General features: G+C 42.1%; 23 protein-coding genes. All 23 read left to right on the plus strand.

Features of this window, described 5'->3' with window-relative positions; translation table 11 throughout:
* Positions 1–5 precede the first annotated feature (5 nt).
* Entirely contained in the window at positions 6–422 is a 417-nt protein-coding gene (fliL, locus tag LC036_RS04465) for a flagellar basal body-associated protein FliL (RefSeq protein WP_226578783.1), read from the plus strand.
* Positions 423–446: 24 nt separating this feature from the next.
* The gene (fliM, locus tag LC036_RS04470; protein ID WP_226578786.1) at positions 447–1,448 is read left to right on the plus strand and encodes a flagellar motor switch protein FliM; all 1,002 of its coding nucleotides are present in this window, start codon (positions 447–449) and stop codon (positions 1,446–1,448) included.
* The gene (gene fliY, locus LC036_RS04475; RefSeq protein WP_226578788.1) at positions 1,441–2,634 is read left to right on the plus strand and encodes a flagellar motor switch phosphatase FliY; all 1,194 of its coding nucleotides are present in this window, start codon (positions 1,441–1,443) and stop codon (positions 2,632–2,634) included. Before fliM ends, fliY begins: the two co-directional genes overlap by 8 nt.
* Before the next feature lie 31 nt (positions 2,635–2,665).
* Positions 2,666–3,028, plus strand: a complete 363-nt coding sequence (locus LC036_RS04480; RefSeq protein WP_226578790.1) for a response regulator — start codon at positions 2,666–2,668, stop codon at positions 3,026–3,028.
* Positions 3,029–3,031: 3 nt separating this feature from the next.
* Entirely contained in the window at positions 3,032–3,703 is a 672-nt protein-coding gene (locus LC036_RS04485) for a flagellar biosynthetic protein FliO (protein ID WP_226578792.1), read from the plus strand.
* The gene (gene fliP, locus LC036_RS04490) at positions 3,696–4,361 is read left to right on the plus strand and encodes a flagellar type III secretion system pore protein FliP (protein WP_226578795.1); all 666 of its coding nucleotides are present in this window, start codon (positions 3,696–3,698) and stop codon (positions 4,359–4,361) included. The genes LC036_RS04485 and fliP overlap by 8 nt, the downstream gene beginning before the upstream one ends.
* Before the next feature lie 17 nt (positions 4,362–4,378).
* Positions 4,379–4,648 (plus strand): flagellar biosynthesis protein FliQ, encoded by a 270-nt coding sequence (gene fliQ / locus LC036_RS04495; protein ID WP_226578798.1) that lies wholly within the window; start codon positions 4,379–4,381, stop codon positions 4,646–4,648.
* A 3-nt stretch (positions 4,649–4,651) separates the two neighbouring features.
* A complete protein-coding gene (gene fliR / locus LC036_RS04500; protein ID WP_226578801.1) occupies positions 4,652–5,428 on the plus strand; it encodes a flagellar biosynthetic protein FliR in 777 nt (258 codons plus the stop codon).
* Positions 5,429–5,433: 5 nt separating this feature from the next.
* Entirely contained in the window at positions 5,434–6,519 is a 1,086-nt protein-coding gene (flhB, locus tag LC036_RS04505; RefSeq protein ID WP_226578803.1) for a flagellar biosynthesis protein FlhB, read from the plus strand.
* A 17-nt stretch (positions 6,520–6,536) separates the two neighbouring features.
* Positions 6,537–8,570: a flagellar biosynthesis protein FlhA gene (gene flhA / locus LC036_RS04510; protein ID WP_226578805.1), complete on the plus strand. Its 2,034-nt coding sequence runs from the start codon at positions 6,537–6,539 to the stop codon at positions 8,568–8,570.
* Positions 8,567–9,682, plus strand: a complete 1,116-nt coding sequence (gene flhF / locus LC036_RS04515; RefSeq protein ID WP_226578807.1) for a flagellar biosynthesis protein FlhF — start codon at positions 8,567–8,569, stop codon at positions 9,680–9,682. The genes flhA and flhF overlap by 4 nt, the downstream gene beginning before the upstream one ends.
* Complete coding sequence (locus LC036_RS04520) at positions 9,666–10,538, plus strand: MinD/ParA family protein (protein ID WP_226578809.1); 873 nt, start codon at positions 9,666–9,668, stop codon at positions 10,536–10,538. The genes flhF and LC036_RS04520 overlap by 17 nt, the downstream gene beginning before the upstream one ends.
* A complete protein-coding gene (locus tag LC036_RS04525) occupies positions 10,535–11,590 on the plus strand; it encodes a protein-glutamate methylesterase/protein-glutamine glutaminase (RefSeq protein WP_226578811.1) in 1,056 nt (351 codons plus the stop codon). Before LC036_RS04520 ends, LC036_RS04525 begins: the two co-directional genes overlap by 4 nt.
* A 4-nt stretch (positions 11,591–11,594) precedes the next feature.
* Entirely contained in the window at positions 11,595–13,610 is a 2,016-nt protein-coding gene (locus LC036_RS04530; RefSeq protein WP_226578813.1) for a chemotaxis protein CheA, read from the plus strand.
* A 15-nt stretch (positions 13,611–13,625) separates the two neighbouring features.
* Positions 13,626–14,096 (plus strand): chemotaxis protein CheW, encoded by a 471-nt coding sequence (locus LC036_RS04535; RefSeq protein ID WP_226578815.1) that lies wholly within the window; start codon positions 13,626–13,628, stop codon positions 14,094–14,096.
* Entirely contained in the window at positions 14,083–14,739 is a 657-nt protein-coding gene (locus LC036_RS04540) for a chemotaxis protein CheC (protein ID WP_226578818.1), read from the plus strand. Before LC036_RS04535 ends, LC036_RS04540 begins: the two co-directional genes overlap by 14 nt.
* Entirely contained in the window at positions 14,732–15,229 is a 498-nt protein-coding gene (locus LC036_RS04545; RefSeq protein ID WP_226578820.1) for a chemotaxis protein CheD, read from the plus strand. Before LC036_RS04540 ends, LC036_RS04545 begins: the two co-directional genes overlap by 8 nt.
* Before the next feature lie 88 nt (positions 15,230–15,317).
* Positions 15,318–16,094: a FliA/WhiG family RNA polymerase sigma factor gene (locus LC036_RS04550; RefSeq protein ID WP_226578823.1), complete on the plus strand. Its 777-nt coding sequence runs from the start codon at positions 15,318–15,320 to the stop codon at positions 16,092–16,094.
* Between the two features lie 56 nt (positions 16,095–16,150).
* The gene (locus LC036_RS04555; RefSeq protein WP_226578826.1) at positions 16,151–16,606 is read left to right on the plus strand and encodes a DUF6115 domain-containing protein; all 456 of its coding nucleotides are present in this window, start codon (positions 16,151–16,153) and stop codon (positions 16,604–16,606) included.
* Positions 16,607–16,752: 146 nt separating this feature from the next.
* On the plus strand, positions 16,753–17,490 hold the full coding sequence (gene rpsB / locus LC036_RS04560) for a 30S ribosomal protein S2 (RefSeq protein ID WP_074734064.1): 738 nt from the start codon (positions 16,753–16,755) through the stop codon (positions 17,488–17,490).
* Between the two features lie 140 nt (positions 17,491–17,630).
* Positions 17,631–18,515 (plus strand): translation elongation factor Ts, encoded by an 885-nt coding sequence (gene tsf, locus LC036_RS04565; protein WP_226578829.1) that lies wholly within the window; start codon positions 17,631–17,633, stop codon positions 18,513–18,515.
* 120 nt (positions 18,516–18,635) lie between these two features.
* Complete coding sequence (gene pyrH, locus LC036_RS04570) at positions 18,636–19,358, plus strand: UMP kinase (protein ID WP_226578834.1); 723 nt, start codon at positions 18,636–18,638, stop codon at positions 19,356–19,358.
* Positions 19,359–19,360: 2 nt separating this feature from the next.
* A complete protein-coding gene (frr, locus tag LC036_RS04575) occupies positions 19,361–19,918 on the plus strand; it encodes a ribosome recycling factor (RefSeq protein ID WP_226578836.1) in 558 nt (185 codons plus the stop codon).
* Positions 19,919–20,069: the final 151 nt, after the last annotated feature.

Raw genomic sequence — 20,069 nt, forward strand, 5'->3', positions numbered from 1 at the left:
GTTATATGAACCTATTTAAAATGATGGTCATTACATTGAGCTCGCTTACGATTCTTGGTGTAGCTGCACTATTATTTGTTTTAAATATGAATGGGCCAGAAGAACCAAATGGAGCGCGGTCGATTGATGACATTAGAGAATCATCCTTTGTTACAGAAGAAATGACCACCGATTTGATGGATGGCAGTTATGTGAAAATTCGATTTCGTATTGTGACAGACAGTAAAAAGACAAAGGATGAGCTGGAAAAAAGAGATTTTCAAGTTCAAAATGCACTGATTAAAGAATTAGCAGTTATGGAGACGGAAGCCTTTCAAACAGGACTGACAGACTTAGAAAAGAAGATGACTATAAGACTGGATCAGCTTATGGAAAGCGGTGAGGTGACAGACGTCTATACCGTCAACAAAGTCCTGCAATAAAGAGAAAGAAAGGGGGATGAGGTCTTGGCAGAAGAGGTTCTCTCGCAGAATGAGATCGATTCGTTACTCTCCGCCTTATCAACAGGAGAAATGGACGCCGAAGAATTAAAAAAAGAGGAACAAGAAAAGAAAGTAAGAGTCTATGATTTTAAGAGGGCTCTAAGGTTTTCAAAGGATCAAATTAGAAGTTTGGCAAGAATTCACGAAAATTTTTCCAGGTTATTGACGACTTATTTTTCTGCCCAGCTTAGAACGTATGTGGATATTGAAGTAGCATCGGTCGATCAGCTGCCTTATGAGGAATTTATACGTTCAATCCCTACGATGACGATCTTGAATATATTCAGTGTGCCTCCTCTCAATGGGCGGATTTTGTTAGAAGCAAACCCGAACGTTGCGTATGCCATGATGGACAGGGTGCTTGGAGGAAAAGGCAGTGGCGTAAATAAGGTTGAAAGTTTAACAGAAATTGAAACTACCATTATTTCACACCTGTTTGAACGTGCACTGGAAAACTATCAGGAAGCATGGGGGTCCATTGTAAACATTGATCCATTGTTAGAAGAGTTCGAGGTAAATCCTCAGTTTCTACAGATGGTTTCTCCTAATGAGACAGTCGTTGTAGTCTCATTAAACACAACGATTGGTGAAACGTCCGGGATGATTAATATTTGTATTCCACACGTCGTTCTTGAACCAATTATACCTAAACTTTCCGTTCATTATTGGATGCAGAAAGAGCAGCCAAAAGATAAGAACCCGGAAGATGTGGATGCATTAAGTAAGACAATCCAGAAGGCTGAACTGGATATCCGCGCTATTCTGGGGGAGGCGGATATGAGTATAGAGGAGTTTGTCAATCTCTCAGAAGGGGATGTTATTCGTCTTGATCAGTCGATACAAAAACCGATGATGATGAAAGTAGACGATGAAGACAAATTCTATATACAACCAGGGAAGTCCAAAAATAAGCTGGCTGTACAAGTTTTAGAAGAATATAAAGGAGGGGCCAAACAAGATGAGTGATGAGATGTTATCCCAAGATGAAATTGATGCGCTATTAAATGGCGGGGGTGACGAAAACAAACTAGAAGAACCCTCTCAAGGAACCAATCAAAATGAACACCTTACTGACTTAGAACAAGACGCTCTGGGGGAGATTGGGAACATATCGTTTGGAAGCTCAGCGACGGCACTATCTTCCTTATTAAACCAAAAGGTCGAAATTACAACACCTGAAGTTTCTGTTTTAGAAAGATCACAACTGCCGGAAGAGTTTCCTAAACCTCATGTTGCGATCGGGGTTACCTATACCCATGGGTTTACCGGAGAAAATGTACTCGTAATAAAAACGAAAGACGCTGCCATCATTGCTGATCTCATGCTTGGTGGGAGCGGGACAGACCCAGATGACCATTTAAGTGAGATTGCGCTGAGTGCCGTGCAGGAAGCGATGAATCAAATGATGGGATCCGCTGCAACAAGCATGTCGACGATATTTAATAAGAAAGTTGATATTTCCCCGCCGGCGATTGATGTGCTCCATTTAGAAGAAGATGAAGGAGCAGAAGTCATTCCGAAAGATGAAATTCTCGTTGTGGTTTCTTTTCAACTACAAGTAGGAACGCTGATCGATTCGAAAATTATGCAGTTGGTTCCGATTGGATTTGCCAAAGAACTTGTGGAACAACTGCTTAATCCAGAACAAGAAAAAACAGCGCCTGCACCTACAGACCATAAAGAGGAAAAGAGTGTCAATGTTCCTGTAGAAAATCACCAGACGAAAGATCAAGCAGTCCCTGCCGCTACTGAAAAACGAGAAATTCAACAGAAAGAGAAAACTCAAACACCACAATATGTAGGGGGTCCTGAGGGACAGAGCGCTGAAGAAGCAGATGTGCAAAGGGCCGAGTTTCAGAGCTTTGAGCCCGTTCAAATGACATCAGCCGCCCAGAATAACCTGGATATGCTGATGGACATTCCGCTTAAAGTGACGGTTGAACTAGGGCGCACGAAGCGGACGGTTAAAGAAATTTTGGAGCTCTCCTCAGGTTCTGTCCTGGAACTGGACAAGTTGGCTGGTGAACCTGTTGATATACATGTAAATGAGAAACTGATGGCTAAAGGGGAAGTGGTCGTCATTGATGAAAACTTCGGGGTCCGGGTCACAGACATCGTTAGTCCTAAGGAACGCTTAACAAAACTTCGCTAAAAATTAAGGGAAATATGAGGAGGAAGAACAAATGGCTGAAAGAATTTTAATTGTAGATGATGCAGCATTTATGAGAATGATGGTCAAGGATATTTTGACAAAGAACGGATATGAGATTGCAGGAGAAGCGGAAGATGGAAAGAGAGCGGTTGAATTGTACAACGATGAACAGCCGGATCTTGTAACGATGGATATTACGATGCCCGAGATGGATGGAATTACAGCCTTGAAAGAAATTAAAGCACAATACCCGGAAGCAAAAGTCATCATGTGTTCGGCTATGGGACAGCAGGCAATGGTTGTGGATGCGATCCAGGCAGGTGCAAAAGATTTCATTGTTAAACCTTTTCAGGCTGATCGCGTTATAGAGGCCATCCAAAAAGCATTGAGTTAAGGTATGCCCATGTTTTCTACAACGAGAGCCGCAGCTATGATCGTCGTCATCGGTATGTTTATTGGTTTGATGCCCGTCCAAGTGATGGCTCAGCCGAACGTTTCTGAATGTTTGGAGAACCCTCAGCTTGAAGACTGCCCCTCCGTTGATTCTACAGGTGATGAGCAAGAGTCACCTGTAGAAAGCAAGGGCACGGGAGCTGAGAAAAAGGAAAGCTCATTGGTATGGAATATTATCAAGCTCATTATCGCATTGTTTTTTGTTGTTGCATTAATTTATGGCCTGCTGAAATTTTTTAATCAAAAAAATAAATTGTTTAACCAGAATAGAACCATGGAAAACCTTGGCGGGATGAACCTTGGACCCAATCGTTCCATCCAGGCGGTGCGAATTGGACAGCAGGTGTTTCTTTTAGGTGTAGGAGACACAGTGGAAATGATTACAGAGATTACAGATGAAACAACCAAAAGTTCTCTCTTGAAGCAGGACCGGGAAGATCAGTTTCAGCCGGCTCAGCAGATGAAAAAATGGATGGAGCAGTGGAAGAAGAGTCAGTCAACCTCGAGTTCATCGACCGTTCAATTTCAACAGCTGTTTGAAAATCAGCTAAATGATATGAAAAACAAACGGAAGAACGCCGTGAAGGGAAAGAGAGGGGATCAGGATCATGAATGAATTCATTGATATCTTCTCAAGCTCTGACCCTGAAAGTGTTGCTACATCAGTCAAACTCCTATTGCTGCTGTCCGTTCTTTCACTAGCTCCAGGTATATTAATTTTAATGACTAGTTTCACAAGAATATTAATTGTTCTGTCATTTGTGCGGACATCTCTCGCCACCCAGCAGATGCCGCCAAATCAAGTGCTTGTTGGAATTGCCCTGTTCTTGACCTTTTTTATTATGGCGCCAACGTTTCAGGAAGTGAACGAAGAGGCCCTGACGCCTTTATTCAATGAGGAAATTACTCTGGATGAAGCTTATGAAGAGGCGAGCGTTCCAATGAAGGAATTTATGGGCAAGCACACACGCCAGAAAGACCTGGCTTTATTTATGAACTACTCAGATATGGAGGCGCCTGAGACGATTCAAGACGTGCCTTTAACAACGCTTGTGCCCGCGTTCGCCATCAGTGAGCTTAAAACAGCCTTTCAAATGGGATTTATGGTTTTTGTTCCATTCTTAGTCATTGATATGGCCGTGGCCAGTGTCCTGATGTCAATGGGTATGATGATGCTGCCGCCTGTTATGATTTCCCTGCCGTTTAAAATTCTGCTTTTTGTTCTTGTAGACGGCTGGTACTTAATTACAAAGTCATTATTAGAAGGTTTTTAGGATAGGGAGAGATTTAGATGAACAGTAACATGGTCATATCATTTGCAAAAGAGGGAATTTACACCGTTCTCCTGATATCCGGTCCTTTGTTGATTTTGGCATTGGCTGTAGGCTTAATTGTAAGTATTTTTCAGGCAACTACTCAAATTCAGGAACAGACGCTGGCATTTATTCCGAAGATCGTAGCCGTCATGATCGGTTTGATTGTATTCGGGCCCTGGATGCTCACAAATATGGTTGAATTTGCTGCAAATGTATTCAGTAACCTTAATATGTTGGTGGGCTGATTCATGCTTGAATCGATTAATTTAGCTCACCTGCCTGCATTTCTGCTGATCTTAGTCAGAGTAACATCCTTTTTTGTCACCCTGCCTCTCTTTTCATATCGGACAGTTCCGACTCAACATAAAGTCGCGTTTAGTTTCTTTTTGGCTGCGATTATGTATTTTACTATTCCAATCCCAGCCCTGGTCATAAATGCTGAATATTTTCTTCTACTGCTAAAAGAAGCGGCTGTTGGAATCGGGGTTGGACTTTTAGCTTATATCATTCTAGGAGCTATCCAGATTGCGGGAGGATTTATCGATTTTCAAATGGGTTTTGCTATTGCGAATGTCATTGATCCTCAAACAGGAGCACAAAGTCCATTAATTGGTCAATACATGTACATCATCACGTTGTTATTTATTTTAGTTATTGATGGTCATCATTTAATTATTGACGGCGTCTTTTACAGTTATAATTTCATAGCTTTGGATCAGTTTCTTCCATTAAAAGAAGAAGGGTGGATCAATTTTGTTATCCACGCGTTTAATGAAATGTTTGTGATTGCCTTTTTAATGGCCATCCCTGTTGTAGGGTGTCTCTTTCTCGTTGACATTGCGCTTGGAATCGTGGCGCGGACGGTTCCGCAGCTAAATGTTTTTGTAGTCGGTTTACCTTTAAAAATTTTCGTGGCGCTGTCTGTATTAGTCATTGCTATGAGCTTTTATATCATGCTGATTCAACATTTATTCGAAACAATGCTTGAAACGATGCGTGGATTTATGGAAATACTCGGAGGTTGATGTAGATGTTTCATTTAAAACTGGATCTTCAGTATTTTGCAGCCGATGAAAAAACAGAAAAAGCCACGCCGAAGAAGCGTCAGGATACAAGAAAAAAAGGTCAGGTCCCTAAAAGTCAGGATGTAAATACCGGGGTCTTGTTAATCAGCGTATTTGGGATCTTGTTTTTACTTGGTGGATATATGAAGGGGAAAATGACTGACATGTACCGGCACGCTTTCACTAATTCCATTCATCAGGATTTAACAGAAGCCCGGACTCATCAAATTTTTGTGGAAATGACGATTGAAACGGCTAAAGTCATCGCACCCATTATGGGTGTAGCTGTGGTAGCCGGCATTGCTTCAAACCTGCTCCAAGTGGGTGTTCTTTTTACAGCAGAACCTTTGAAAGCGGATTTAAAAAAACTGGACCCTGTTAAAGGAGCAAAAAGAATTTTTTCTGCAAGAGCGTTGGTTGAATTACTCAAGTCCCTATTAAAAATCAGCCTGGTCGGGGTGGTCGCTTTTACAATCATTTGGATAAATAAAGACCAAATGATGATGATGTCCCAGAAATCATTGGATGCCGCTCTCTCATTTTTTGGAAGTATCACGATTGTAATGGGATTATCTTCTGCTTTAGCTTTACTTATATTATCGGTTTTAGATTATACATATCAGCGTTACGATCATGAAAAAAACATCCGGATGTCCAAAAAGGATGTGAAGGATGAACATAAGAATATTGAAGGGGACCCGCAGGTTAAGGCGAAAATCAAAGAGAAGCAGAGACAGATGTCTGCTTCCCGGATGATGAGCGAAGTTCCTGATGCCGATGTTGTCATTACAAATCCAACGCACTACGCTATAGCTGTTAAATATGATGAAAGTCAGTCCAACGCCCCCTATGTCGTTGCTAAAGGTGTCGATTTTCTGGCGCTTAAAATTAAAGAAATCGCTAAAGCCAATGATGTGGTAACGGTAGAGAACCGCCCATTGGCTCGTGCACTTTATCAGCAGTCAGAAATTGACCAGCCCATTGATGAGCAGTTTTATAAAGCGGTAGCTGAAGTGCTGGCTTATGTATATCAATTGAAAAAGAAAACGTAAATGGAAGGAGTACCCACATGTCAGCTAGAGATTTATCCGTACTTATTGGTGTGATCTTAATTATTATTATGCTTGTCATACCATTGCCGGGGTGGCTCCTTAGCTTCTTTATTTTAATAAACATTACACTTGCTCTTATTGTCATTTTAGTCTCTATGAATATGGAGGAAGCGCTGCAGTTTGCTGTCTTTCCTACCCTGCTGCTATTGCTCACCTTGTTTCGCCTTGGGTTAAACGTTTCTACTACACGATCCATATTATCAGAAGCAGAAGCAGGGGGAGTGGTCGCCACATTTGGTACTTTCGTGATAGGAGGTAACCCACTTGTTGGTTTTGTCGTCTTTGTCATATTAGTCATCATTCAGTTTCTCGTTATTACCAAAGGAGCGGAGAGAGTCTCTGAAGTAGCTGCCCGCTTTACCCTTGATGCGATGCCGGGCAAGCAGATGAGTATTGATGCCGATTTAAATGCAGGGCTTATTAATGAACACCAGGCAAAAGAACGCCGTCAGAAAATCGAAAACGAGGCCGATTTTTACGGAGCTATGGACGGTGCGAGTAAATTTGTTAAAGGAGACGCTGTAGCAGGGATTATTATTGTTTTAATCAATATTATCTTCGGTTTGATTATCGGAATGGTCCAAATGGGCATGTCTTTTAATGAAGCGATTGATACATATATGCGTCTGACTGTTGGAGATGGACTTGTGAGTCAGATCCCGGCTCTGCTTATATCAACAGCGACAGGGATTGTCGTCACAAGAGTCGCCTCTCAAGGCAATTTAAGCACAGATGTCACAAGTCAGCTCTTTCGATACCCGAAGCTTTTGTATATTGCAGCTGTGACGATATTCCTTCTTGGATTAACTCCTATTCCTATTTTCCTTACCTCCCTGATTGCAGGTGTTCTTGCATTCGGTGGGTATTGGTTATCAAGACCGGAACAGAAGCAGGAATTAGAAGAACCAGAAGAAATAGATGAAGCAGAAAGCAGTCAGATGAGATCATCAGAGAATGTAGTGGATTTAATCAGCATGGATCCGATTGAATTTGAATTTGGCTATGCGCTGATTCCTATTGCTGATACGAATCAGGGCGGGGATCTGCTGGACCGTATTGTAATGATCCGCCGCCAGTTGGCTATAGAACTTGGCATTGTCATCCCGGTCGTTCGCATTCGAGATAATATTCAAATGGGACCAAATGAGTACCGGCTCAAAATTAAAGGAAACCAGGTAGCGCAGGGGGAATTGCTTCTTGATCACTATCTGGCTATGAGTCCGGGGGACGACGATGCTGGAATTGAAGGCATCGATACGCATGAACCGGCGTTTGGTCTTCCGGCAAAATGGATTTCCGAAGATCAGAAGGATGAAGCAGAATTATCCGGGTATACAGTGGTTGATCCTCCATCAGTCGTCTCCACTCATATTACAGAAGTAATCAAAAAACAGGCGCACGCCTTGCTCGGTCGTCAGGAAACACAGCAGTTAATTGACCACTTGAAAGAAGCTTATCCAATCTTAGTGGAAGAAGTCACTCCGGATCCGCTCAGTGTAGGCGATGTTCAAAAAGTGCTTGCTAAACTGCTCAGGGAAAATGTCTCTGTAAAAAACTTACCTGTAATCTTTGAGACGCTTGCTGATTTTGCCAAAATGACAAATGATACAGAGCTGCTTGGTGAATACACCCGTCAATCGTTAGCGGCACAAATTACCAATCAGTATAAAAAAGAAGACCAGCGCGTGAAGGTGATTACCGTTTCCGGGAAGGTTGAAAAATTGATAGCTGATCATATCCAGCAAACGGAGCATGGGAACTATTTAGCGCTTGATCCAGATAGTCAGCAGACGATTCTTACTTCTGTTGCTGAACAAGTGGAACGAATGTCTCTGCAGGAGGAAACAGCAATCCTGTTATGCTCTCCAGCTGTAAGGATGTATATGAAACAACTGCTTGACCGTGTATTGCCGCAGGTTGTGGTCTTGTCATATAACGAGTTGGAACCAAGCGTTGAGGTGCAGAGTGTAGGGGTGGTGAATGTAGCATGAGAGTGAAAAAATTTCAGGGAGAAAATATGCCTGAAGTGATGAAAAAAGTTAAAAGCGAACTGGGGCCGGATGCCGTTCTATTAAATTCCAAGACTATTAAAACGAAAGGCTTTTTAGGCTTATTTCAGAAAGAACAAATGGAGGTTGTCGCAGCGGTTGATCCAGAGGAGAAGGCTGAAAAAACAGCCTATAGAAAAGACACCGCTCCTCCGTCCTACCCGCAGGAGAAGAATGCTCAAGAGCCTGTGATAGAGGAACTGAGGGAATTAAAAGCAATGATCCAACGGTATGATGTTACCCAGGAAAAACAGCTGTATCCCTCTGATTATCAGTCTGTTTATGAACACTTGATCGACAAGGAAGTAGAAGAGAATATTGCCGCCATGGTGGTAGATGCGGTACTTGAAAAATATGAAGTTCCGTCGACCCCGTCAGATATTGGTCATCTGGCAGCCCGTGAATTAACAGAACTCCTAAATAACGTTTCTGTGGGCGCTCCTTCATTTTCAAAACCATTTATACATCTGTTTGGTCCAACCGGGGTTGGAAAGACAACGACGTTGGCGAAACTTGCGGCTGATGCGGTGTTAAACAGGGGACTTAAAGTAGGATTCATCACTACGGATACATATCGTATTGCTGCAATTGATCAGCTGAAAACTTATGCGGGTATCTTAGATATTCCTTTAGAAGTCGCCTATAATCTTAAGGACTACAAAGAAGCAAAAGAGAAGTACAAGGATTATGATTTGGTTTTTGTTGATACAGCAGGGCGGAACTTTCGGAATCCAGCATATATCAAAGAGTTACAGGAAGTTATGGAGTTTGATCATGAAGCTGAGAATTACCTTGTTTTATCTTTGACAAGTAAATATAGGGATATGAAGGAGATTTTTAAGAGATTCACAGACATCCCTCTTCATCAAATCATCTTCTCGAAGGCAGATGAAACGGTTAGTGCGGGAAGCGCTGTGAATTTAACTGTAAATGAGCAGGTTGGGATTGCTTATTTCACCAATGGTCAAAATGTTCCGGATGATATAAAGAAAGCGTCGCCGAAAGAGTTGGCAGGACAAGTGATGGAGGGGTTTATGGATGAAAGACCAAGCTGAAATGCTCCGAAGTCGGATGAGAGAACAATCCGATTCTAAAACAGCCAGAACTATTGCAGTCGTCAGTGGTAAAGGCGGGGTTGGAAAATCAAATTTCAGTGTCAATTTTGCTCTTGAACTTATAAAAAATGAAAAACGTGTTTTACTATTCGATCTGGATATTGGGATGGGGAATATTGATATCCTTCTTGGTCTTTCACCGGCCTACTCCTTTGTGGATTTATTTGAAGATAAGAGGTCATTGGACGATATCATTGAAATAGGTCCGCATTCTTTATCTTTTATCGCTGGAGGCTCAGGTTTATCGCAGATCTTCCAACTCGATAACAACCGTTTTGAATACTTTCAGCAGCAGTTTGATCGATTGTTACTGAAGTATGATTACATCTTGTTTGATATGGGGGCCGGGGCGACGGAAGATAGTTTGAGTTTTATTCGTTCATCGGATGAAGTGATTGTTGTCACCACTCCTGAACCAACATCCATGACTGATGGATATGCCATGATCAAGCACCTGGTGAATAGGGATAAACAATTACCTATGCACCTGCTCGTTAATCGTACATATAAGCGGAGTCAAGGAACGGATACATTTGACCGATTGCAGATGGTGAGCCGAAAGTTTCTGCAAAAAGACATCAGCTTGCTTGGAGTTCTTCCTGACGATCAATCTGTACTAGCTGCCGTTCATCATCAACAACCCTTCTGTTCTTTTGCTCCGAAGAGTCAGGTAAGCAGAGCGTTAAAACAAATAACCCTGGATTATTTAGACAGAGCCAACCCTCCTTCATATGGGGGATCTTCAACGTTTATAGGTAAGCTGAAAAGATTTGTATTCGAGAGGGAAAGAAGATGAAGGTATTTCGTGTAATGATTGTGGATGACTCTGCATTTATGAGGCGCATTTTATCAGATATCGTCAACAGCGATCCGCGTCTTACCGTTGTAGGCAGCGCAAGGAATGGAGAGGACTGTCTAAGGAAAATGGCAGCCTGGGATCCGGATGTCATTACAATGGATATAGAAATGCCCGGAATGGACGGGCTTCAAGCTTTAAACGCCATAATGGCGCAGTGTCCAAAGCCGGTTGTCATGGTATCGAGTTTGACCAAAGAAGGAGCAGATTCAACGATGAGGGCGATGGAACTTGGTGCAGTTGATTTTATTCATAAACCATCTGGTTCTATTTCTCTCGATATGAAGACGTTGGAGAAAGATGTAATCAGGAAAATTTTAGTCGCTGCAGAGGCGAAAGTAGCCCCGGGGTCTATGGACGTTGAATTAATAAAAAGAGAAGCAGACATCCCTGAAACACAAACTTCACAGGGGCACCTTATTGCTATCGGAACTTCAACAGGCGGACCAAGGGCGCTGCAGCAAGTATTGACCACTCTGCCTGAAAACCTCCCAGCTCCCATTGTTGTAGTTCAACATATGCCGCGGGGATTTACCAGGTCTCTTTCAGAACGCTTAAATAAACAATCAGCGATTACCGTTAAAGAGGGTGAGCATATGGAGGAATTGAAGAATGGAACAGCCTATATTGCACCAGGGGATTTACATATGACAGTGATTCAAAAAAGGGGACGGCTGTTTTTGTCTTTAGATGAAACTCCCTCTGTCAATGGTCACCGCCCATCCGTTAATCGCTTATACACATCGCTGGCGGGCTTGAGAGGGATTTCAGTTACTTCTGTTATTATGACCGGCATGGGAGCGGACGGCCTGGAGGGGCTGCTTCACCTGCAGAAAGCTTGTCGAACATACAGTATTGCTGAAGCTGAAACGTCCTGTGTGGTTTACGGCATGCCTAAGGCAGTCGTGAAATCAGGTTTAGCTGATGAAATAACGGAACAAAAAGAGATTAGTAGAAGTATTGTTACATCTCTTCAAATCAGAAAGGGGTAAAGGGATGGAAACGAACCAGTACCTGGAAATCTTTATTGATGAAAGTAAAGAGCATTTGCAATCCATGAATGATCAGCTGCTAGTCTTGGAGAAAAGTCCTCAGGATGTAACCATTGTAAACGAAATTTTTCGATCTGCTCATACCTTAAAAGGAATGGCGGCTACGATGGGGTTTCAGGATCTTTCAAACTTAACTCATAAAATGGAAAATGTTCTTGATGCTGTAAGGAACGAAAAATTAATGGTAGATGAAGAAGTGTTAGATGTTGTCTTTGCCTCTGTGGATGATCTTGAGGCAATGGTATTTGATATTGCTGAAGGCGGGGCAGGAGAAAGAGATGTAGAGGAAGTTGTCCAGCTGCTTCACGCCATTGAAAGTGGCGGCAGCATGTCACTGTCGCAGCCATCTCATTTTCAGCCTGGTATAAAGAAAGACAGAGAAAACTCTCTCGTTTTAGATGAATTCACCTTAAGTATAATACAGCAATCGAAGGAGATGGGTCAGAACAATCTTCAGATTGAAGTGACTCTTCGTGAAGACTGTGTATTAAAAGCCGCCCGAGTCTATATGGTTTTTGAAATTTTAGAAGAATGTGGGGAAGTCATTCAGGCGCAACCTCCTGTTCAACAGCTTGAAAATGAGGAATTCGATACAACATTTACAATTCTTCTGGTAACCGGTATGACAGCTGAGGATCTTCAATCTAAAATATATAAAGTCTCGGAAATTGAACATGTAAACATCAGCCATTATGAAACTCCCGCCCCTTCAGAAGAGAATACAAACACCAGGGATATAGAGGAAGATAAAAAAGAATCTGAGAATAAGAGCATAAAAGCAAATAATCAGGAGAAAGACAGCAAGCCAGTCGCAAACCGGACAATTCGTATAAACATCGACCGTCTGGATGCATTGATGAACTTGTTTGAAGAACTGGTGATTGATAGAGGCCGGTTGGAACAAATATCTGATGATCTGCAGCATAAAGAATTACAAGAAACAGTCGAACATATGACCCGGATATCAGGTGATCTGCAAAGCATTATCTTAAATATGCGGATGGTTCCAGTCGATCAAGTATTTAATCGTTTTCCGAGAATGGTACGTCAACTTTCCAAAGATTTAAATAAGAAAATTGAATTGAGCGTCGTTGGAGCTGACACGGAACTTGATCGCACGGTTATCGATGAAATCGGGGACCCACTTGTACATTTGATACGGAACGCGATCGATCACGGCATCGAAACCCCTGATCAGCGGGGGGCAGTTGGAAAACCTCAAACGGGTCAATTAGAATTGAAAGCTTATCATAGTGGAAACCATGTGTTCATTGAAATTACAGACGATGGCAAAGGCATTGATCGTCATAAAGTTGCTGCAAAAGCTGTTTCTAATGATGTAGTGACAGAGGAACAGGCGGCGCAGATGACGGATGCTCAGGTGTTCGATTTAATTATGGAAAGCGGATTTTCAACAGCTGACCAGATTTCGGATGTATCTGGCAGAGGGGTAGGCCTTGATGTTGTGAAAAATACGATCGAATCGCTCGGAGGGAGTATTACGGTTGATTCTATCCCTGGTAAAGGCAGTAGGTTTTCTATTCAGCTGCCACTCACTTTATCTATCATATCTGTCATGTTAGTAGAAGTGCAGAAGGAAAAGTACGCCATACCTTTATCCTCTATCATAGAAACAGCCATGGTGAAAAAAGAAGATGTTCTTCATGCTCATAATAAAAAAGTGATTGATTTTAGAGGGAAGATTGTCCCCCTTTTATTATTGAAGGATCTATTTGAAGTCCCTTATACGCTTGAAGAAGATGATGATTACTCTGTGGTTATCATCCGCAAAGGAGAGAAGACAGCAGCACTGGTCGTTGATTCGTTTATAGGACAGCAGGAAGTTGTCTTAAAGTCTCTGGGCGATTATTTATCTGGAGCATTTGCCATTTCCGGAGCAACGATTTTAGGTGATGGGCAGGTAGCTTTAATATTGGACAGCAATGCACTGATAAAATAGAAGGGGAGAAAAAAGATGGCTGATGAACAGAACCAGTATGTAAAAGTAATCGTCTTTCAAATCAAAGATGAAGAATATACCATCCCCGTTCACACAGTTGGTTCCATTGAACGGATGATGCCAATTACCCGCGTGCCTGGAACAAAGTCTTTTGTTAAAGGGGTGTTGAATTTGAGGGGTGTGGTCACTCCTGTGATTGATCTGCGTGAGAGATTAGGGATTCATGACGCAGAAATAACTGACCAAACCCGAATGATTACGGTGACCATTGAAGGAATGAATGTAGGATTGATTGTTGATTCGGCAAACGATGTCCTTGACCTTGATGAAACATGGATTGAACCTCCTCCTGAAGTTGTAGGAGAAATTGAAGCTGACTATATCCAGGGGGTAGTGAAGCTTGAAAATCGCCTCTTTATTCTATTAAACCTGGAAAAGATTCTCTCTAAAGAGGATGTATTGGAATTAAAGCATGTCCATGTGTAGAGGCGGCGGTAAGCTTGATTTTCAGCCGCTGCACCTTGATGTTCTTAAGGAAGTGAGCAACATTGGTTCAGCTCATGCAGCGACGTCTTTATCCAAGCTTCTTAACAAGACAGTCACCATGTATGTTCCAAATGTGAAAATAGCAAGTTATGAAGAAGTGATGGATGTAGCAGGCGGTGCAGAAGAAGAGGTTGTCGGGATGTTTCTTAGAATTGAAGGAGATGCACCTGGGAGCATATTCCTTCTTCTTTCCCCTTACCAGGCTGAAGATTATATTTATTCACTTACTGGAATCTCTAATCTAAATGAAGGGGGAGAGGGAGAAAGAGACTTTGCTTTTTCCGCCCTTCAAGAAATAAGTAACATTATGACAGGCGCATACTTAACGGCTTTAAGTGATTTTACCGGACTTCACCTTCAGCCGTCTGTTCCTTCTGCAGCAAGAGATATGGCGGGAGCTATTTTAAGTACAGGTCTCATGGAGATGTCCAGAGTGAGTGATTATGCTATTGCTATTGAAACGTCTCTTTCAGACAGAGATAGAGAAGCGAACGAGAAAGAAAAGGGACATCTGTTTTTATTCCCTGATCCTGACGCTTTTGAAAACATATTTCAATCTCTCGGAGTATCCAGTCATGAGTGAAGTTAAACGGTGCATCCGTATAGGGATAGGAGAAATGGGCGTGGGAAGGGCTTCTGAAATGCTCAAAACTTCAGGGTTAGGATCATGTATTGGCATTGTTCTTTATGATGAAGTTGTCAAACTGGCGGGAATGGCCCATATCATGCTCCCTGACTCTGGTATGGCGAGAAAAAACAGGGTAAATAGAGCCAAATATGCGGATACGGCACTGATTGATTTAATGGATTCACTGCAGGAGGCAGGAGCCGTCCGCTGGCGCTTAAAAGCTAAGATTGCTGGCGGAGCTCAAATGTTTTCGTATAGCGGAAACAGCTCAATGATGAGAATTGGCATGAGAAATATAGAGGCTGTGAGAAGTCTATTAAAACAATTCAGCATTCCGGTCATAGCAGAAGATGTTGGTGGGACAAGTGGAAGAACAATTGAATTTGATCCTGATACGGGAACGCTTAGAATAAAAACCGTTTATAAGGGAGTTCATGAGCTTTAATGGTGCAAGTATGTGAAGTTATCTGTGTTTTATATTTATAGAAGAGATCTAATACAGACAGAAAAATTAAGGAGCGGGGAGGATTGAAATGGCAGGCTGTTTATCTCCTCAAGAAAAACAATGGTGGAATGCATGGACAGACAAGCAGGATGGGGAAGCTGCCAACCACTTGGTCCAGCAGTATGAGTATCTAGTCAATTATCATGTTCATCGTATAGCTTCCCATTTACCAAAGAGTGTAAGTAAAGATGATGTAAGAAGTCTTGGTATGCTGGGGTTGTATGATGCGTTGAAGAAATTCGATCGATCCAGGGATTTAAAGTTTGATACGTATGCATCCTTCCGAATACGCGGCTCTATTATCGATGGGTTGAGAAAGGAAGATTGGCTGCCAAGATCTGTACGGGATAGAGCCAAAAAGATTGACCATGTAACCGAGCAGTTAGAGCAGCAGCTGCAAAGACCCGTCACTTCATCGGAAGTTGCGGAGGTTCTTAATCTGACTCCTTCTGAAGTAGAAGAAACAGTAAAAGACTCACTATTCTCCAATGTTCTATCAATGGAAGAGAAACCGAAAGACGGCAGCGGGAATCATAAAGAGGGCATTGGGTATTCCATTCCTGATGATCTTACCTATACCCCGGACGAATCTTTAATCAAGAAAGAAAACTACGTGGAGCTTGCTTATGAAATTGAACAGTTGAAGGAAAAAGAAAAACTTGTGATCAGTCTTTTCTATCAAGAAGAGCTTACATTGACAGAAATCGGTCATGTTATGGAACTTACAACGTCACGTATTTCTCAAATTCATGCGAAAGCGATCTACAAACTGAAACATTCGTTACAGGAAATGGTGCAGATATAATAAGAAATAAAAGCTGGGAAAGATTGTGAGGGGAATGCATGTCGTTGTTTTTTATAGTGATCAGTTTTATAATTGATGGTCTACTTCTTTTTGCTTTATTTGCAATGACTAAAAAAGTTAAAGCAGCAGAAGAGTTAGAACTTAGACAAAAACAGGTCGCTTCAGAAATAGAAGATTTGTTCTCTTCCTATCTCTATGAAATAAAAGAAGAGAATAAGCGCATGGAAGCATGGATGTCACGTTCGGATATAGATGTGAAGGGTAATGAACATATCGGTTCTCATTGGAAGAATGACGAAAGGCAGGAAGGGCATCAGGAGCGTGAACATACATATGAACCTCCTATCCCTGCTGAGGGCCCTGAAACCTATCAACCTTCCACTCATTCAAAGATCATAGACATGAAAGCTCAAGGGTATAGTTTTAATGAAATTGCTAAGCACCTGGGAAAAGGAAAGACAGAAACAGAGCTTCTATATAAATTCCAACAAAAAATACAAGAAAAAACTTGAATGAGACAAACTCTTATGGTATATTTACTGACGGTGTCAATACGCACGCCTTTGGATCCTTAAGTGAGGTTGCTCTTTTTAAAGAGTTCACTCTAGGAAATGAAAGAGGCGGAGGATACTAAAAAAACCAAACAGGAGGAACTATTATGTCTGTAATTTCTATGAAACAGCTACTTGAAGCAGGTGTTCATTTTGGACACCAAACCCGTCGCTGGAATCCGAAGATGAAGAAATACATCTTCACAGAGCGTAACGGAATTTACATCATCGACCTGCAAAAAACAGTTAAGAAGGTTGATGAAGCATTTAACTACGTGAAAGAGGTCGCTGCTGATGGCGGTAACATTCTTTTCGTAGGTACTAAAAAACAAGCGCAGGATACTGTACGCGACGAAGCAACTCGTTGTGGCATGTATTACATCAACCAACGTTGGTTGGGTGGAACGCTTACTAACTTTGAAACAATCCGTAAACGTATTAATCGTTTGAAAGATATCGAGCGCATGGAAGAAGACGGTACATTCGACGTACTTCCTAAAAAAGAAGTCGTTGACATGCTTAAAGAAAAAGATCGTCTTGTTAAATTCCTAGGCGGAATCAAAGAAATGAAGAGCCTTCCAGATGCAATGTTCGTTATCGATCCTCGTAAAGAGCGCATCGCAATTGCTGAAGCTCACAAACTAAATATCCCAGTTGTTGGTATCGTTGATACAAACTGTGACCCAGACGAAATTGATTATGTCATCCCAGCGAACGATGACGCAATCCGTGCCGTTAAATTGTTGACTTCTAAGATGGCAGACGCTGTCCTTGAAGCGAAACAAGGGGAAGAAACAGAAACAACAGAAGAAACTGAAGCTGCAGTAGAAGCTGCTCAAGAGTAAGGATGTTCTAAAGGTGATAAGGGGGTATACCTTTATCACCTTTTTTAAAGAAGATAATCTTATTCATACAGCTCAGCGGTAATACGCTTAAGTACCGCCGGCTCTATTCTTACTTGTACATTAATAAGGAGGCTTTAACAATGGCTGTAAATGCAAAAATGGTAAAAGAACTTCGTGAAAAAACAGGTGCTGGAATGATGGACTGTAAAAAAGCACTGACTGAAACTGATGGTGACATGGACAAAGCGGTTGAATGGCTCCGCGAAAAAGGAATTTCTAAAGCAGCTAAGAAAGCAGACCGTATTGCTGCAGAAGGATCTGCTTCTATTGAAATTTCCGGTAACACAGCTGTACTTTTCGAAGTGAACTGTGAAACAGACTTCGTAACAAAGAACGACCAGTTCAAAGAACTTCTTAAAGACCTGGGTCAGCACCTTGTTTCTCAGAAGCCTGCAACCGTAGAGGAAGCTCTTGAGCAGAAACTTAACGGTGAAGGTCAACTACTTAGCGACTACATTACAGAACGTGTAGCGAAAATCGGTGAGAAGATTTCTCTTCGTCGCTTCGTTATTAAAGAAAAAACGGATAATGACGCTTTTGGTGCTTACCTTCACATGGGTGGTAACATTGGTGTATTAACGGTTCTTGAAGGTTCTACTGACGAATCTGCAGCTAAAGACGTAGCTATGCACGTAGCAGCAGTTAACCCTCGTTATGTATCTCGTGATGCAATTCCTCAAGAAGAGGCAGACAAAGAGCGTGAAATGCTGAAAACTCAAGCGATGAACGAAGGTAAGCCTGAAAACATCGTTGAGAAAATGGTTGAAGGCCGTCTGAACAAATTCTTCGAAGAGATCTGCCTGCTTGAACAAAGCTTCGTTAAAGATCCAGACCAGAAAGTTAAGCAGTTCGTAGCGTCTGCTGGTGGACAAATCACTGGTTTCGATCGTTTCGAAGTTGGCGAAGGTATGGAAAAACGTGAAGAGAACTTCGCGGATGAAGTAATGAACCAAGTTAAAAAATAATGATAGTGAAAAATAGGGGACACTGTCAGTGTTCCCTATTTTCAAAAATGCTACATAGATGCAAAAAGCCTATGAGCAGACCAATGTTAGTGAAATGAGTAAAACACACGGGAGGTTACTATGACTACTGCTCGCTATCGTAGAATCGTATTAAAACTAAGTGGAGAGGCTCTGAGTGGAGAAGCTGGATACGGATTAGAACCCAGCATTATCAAGTCAGTCTCTCGTCAGGTCAAAGAAGTGGCCGAACTTGGCGTAGAAGTCGCTGTTGTTGTCGGAGGCGGCAATATCTGGCGCGGAAAAGTTGGTGCAGAAATGGGAATGGACCGTGCCAATGCTGATTACATGGGAATGCTTGCGACAGTAATGAATTCCCTGGCCCTTCAAGATAGTCTTGAAAACTTAGGCATTCCAACCCGTGTCCAAACATCTATAGAAATGAGACAAGTAGCGGAACCTTATATCCGCAGAAAAGCCATCCGTCACTTAGAAAAGAAACGGGTCGTTATTTTTGCTGCCGGAACAGGGAATCCGTACTTCTCAACAGATACGACAGCGGCACTCAGAGCTGCTGAAGTCGAAGCTGATGTCATTTTAATGGCGAAAAACAATGTAGATGGGGTTTATACTGACGATCCTAAAGTCAACCAGGATGCTATGAAATATGACCAGCTTTCCTACATGGACGTTCTTAATGAGGGTCTTGGAGTAATGGATTCAACTGCATCTTCATTATGTATGGACAACGATATCGATTTATTGGTATTCTCGATAACAGAAGACGGAAATATTAAAAAAGCCGTAATGGGCGAAAATATCGGAACTATCGTAAGGGGGAAATAATCATGTCTGAAGCCGTGATAAATGAGACGAAACAACAAATGGAACAAGCCGTACAAGCGTTCTCTCGTCAACTTGCAACTGTAAGAGCAGGTCGTGCGAACCCGTCGATCCTTGATAATGTATACGTAGACTACTATGGTGCAGCAACTCCACTGAACCAATTGGCACAGGTGGGTGCTCCAGAACCTCGTATGCTTGTCATTACACCGTATGATAAAACAGCGATCGCTGAAATTGAAAAAGCGATTCAGAAAGCTGATCTTGGATTGTCACCTTCAAGTGACGGTAACATTGTCCGGATTAATATCCCTGCTTTGACAGAAGAGCGTCGTAAAGACTTGGCGAAGGTAGTAGGAAAGTATGCGGAAGAAGCGAAGGTGCAGATTCGTAACATTCGTCGTGAATCTAATGACCGCTTGAAAAAGCTAGAAAAAGATGGAGACTTGACGGAAGACGATCTTCGTTCTTATCAAGACGATGTACAGAAAGTAACAAACCAGAACGTTGAAAAAATCGACCAACTGGCGAAAACAAAAGAAGAAGAAATCATGGAAGTTTGATTTCTTCCTTACCTCATATGCCTTAAGGTGTATAAAGCCGCGCTGTTGATGTTTGGCAGCGCGGCTTTAATTATTTCAACCGGATAAGGATTCGGCATTCGGGTGGATTTTAGTATATAATAGAAAGATGGAACAAACGGACTGGAGGATC

Source organism: Halobacillus litoralis (genome assembly GCF_020524025.1).
Taxonomy (GTDB): Bacteria; Bacillota; Bacilli; order Bacillales; family Halobacillaceae; genus Halobacillus; species Halobacillus litoralis_D.

What these genes read in the sequence shown, in the direction of transcription:
- fliQ (WP_226578798.1), top strand. Translation starts at nt 4,379, where the DNA reads ATGAACAGTAACATGGTCATATCATTTGCAAAAGAGGGAATTTACACC.
- flhA (WP_226578805.1), top strand. Translation starts at nt 6,537, where the DNA reads ATGTCAGCTAGAGATTTATCCGTACTTATTGGTGTGATCTTAATTATT.
- LC036_RS04545 (WP_226578820.1), top strand. Translation starts at nt 14,732, where the DNA reads ATGAGTGAAGTTAAACGGTGCATCCGTATAGGGATAGGAGAAATGGGC.
- LC036_RS04530 (WP_226578813.1), top strand. Translation starts at nt 11,595, where the DNA reads ATGGAAACGAACCAGTACCTGGAAATCTTTATTGATGAAAGTAAAGAG.
- tsf (WP_226578829.1), top strand. Translation starts at nt 17,631, where the DNA reads ATGGCTGTAAATGCAAAAATGGTAAAAGAACTTCGTGAAAAAACAGGT.
- rpsB (WP_074734064.1), top strand. Translation starts at nt 16,753, where the DNA reads ATGTCTGTAATTTCTATGAAACAGCTACTTGAAGCAGGTGTTCATTTT.
- frr (WP_226578836.1), top strand. Translation starts at nt 19,361, where the DNA reads ATGTCTGAAGCCGTGATAAATGAGACGAAACAACAAATGGAACAAGCC.
- fliP (WP_226578795.1), top strand. Translation starts at nt 3,696, where the DNA reads ATGAATGAATTCATTGATATCTTCTCAAGCTCTGACCCTGAAAGTGTT.
- LC036_RS04550 (WP_226578823.1), top strand. Translation starts at nt 15,318, where the DNA reads ATGGCAGGCTGTTTATCTCCTCAAGAAAAACAATGGTGGAATGCATGG.
- LC036_RS04535 (WP_226578815.1), top strand. Translation starts at nt 13,626, where the DNA reads ATGGCTGATGAACAGAACCAGTATGTAAAAGTAATCGTCTTTCAAATC.
- LC036_RS04525 (WP_226578811.1), top strand. Translation starts at nt 10,535, where the DNA reads ATGAAGGTATTTCGTGTAATGATTGTGGATGACTCTGCATTTATGAGG.
- LC036_RS04485 (WP_226578792.1), top strand. Translation starts at nt 3,032, where the DNA reads ATGCCCATGTTTTCTACAACGAGAGCCGCAGCTATGATCGTCGTCATC.
- flhB (WP_226578803.1), top strand. Translation starts at nt 5,434, where the DNA reads ATGTTTCATTTAAAACTGGATCTTCAGTATTTTGCAGCCGATGAAAAA.
- LC036_RS04520 (WP_226578809.1), top strand. Translation starts at nt 9,666, where the DNA reads ATGAAAGACCAAGCTGAAATGCTCCGAAGTCGGATGAGAGAACAATCC.
- flhF (WP_226578807.1), top strand. Translation starts at nt 8,567, where the DNA reads ATGAGAGTGAAAAAATTTCAGGGAGAAAATATGCCTGAAGTGATGAAA.
- LC036_RS04540 (WP_226578818.1), top strand. Translation starts at nt 14,083, where the DNA reads ATGTCCATGTGTAGAGGCGGCGGTAAGCTTGATTTTCAGCCGCTGCAC.
- fliL (WP_226578783.1), top strand. Translation starts at nt 6, where the DNA reads ATGAACCTATTTAAAATGATGGTCATTACATTGAGCTCGCTTACGATT.
- fliR (WP_226578801.1), top strand. Translation starts at nt 4,652, where the DNA reads ATGCTTGAATCGATTAATTTAGCTCACCTGCCTGCATTTCTGCTGATC.
- pyrH (WP_226578834.1), top strand. Translation starts at nt 18,636, where the DNA reads ATGACTACTGCTCGCTATCGTAGAATCGTATTAAAACTAAGTGGAGAG.
- fliY (WP_226578788.1), top strand. Translation starts at nt 1,441, where the DNA reads ATGAGTGATGAGATGTTATCCCAAGATGAAATTGATGCGCTATTAAAT.
- LC036_RS04480 (WP_226578790.1), top strand. Translation starts at nt 2,666, where the DNA reads ATGGCTGAAAGAATTTTAATTGTAGATGATGCAGCATTTATGAGAATG.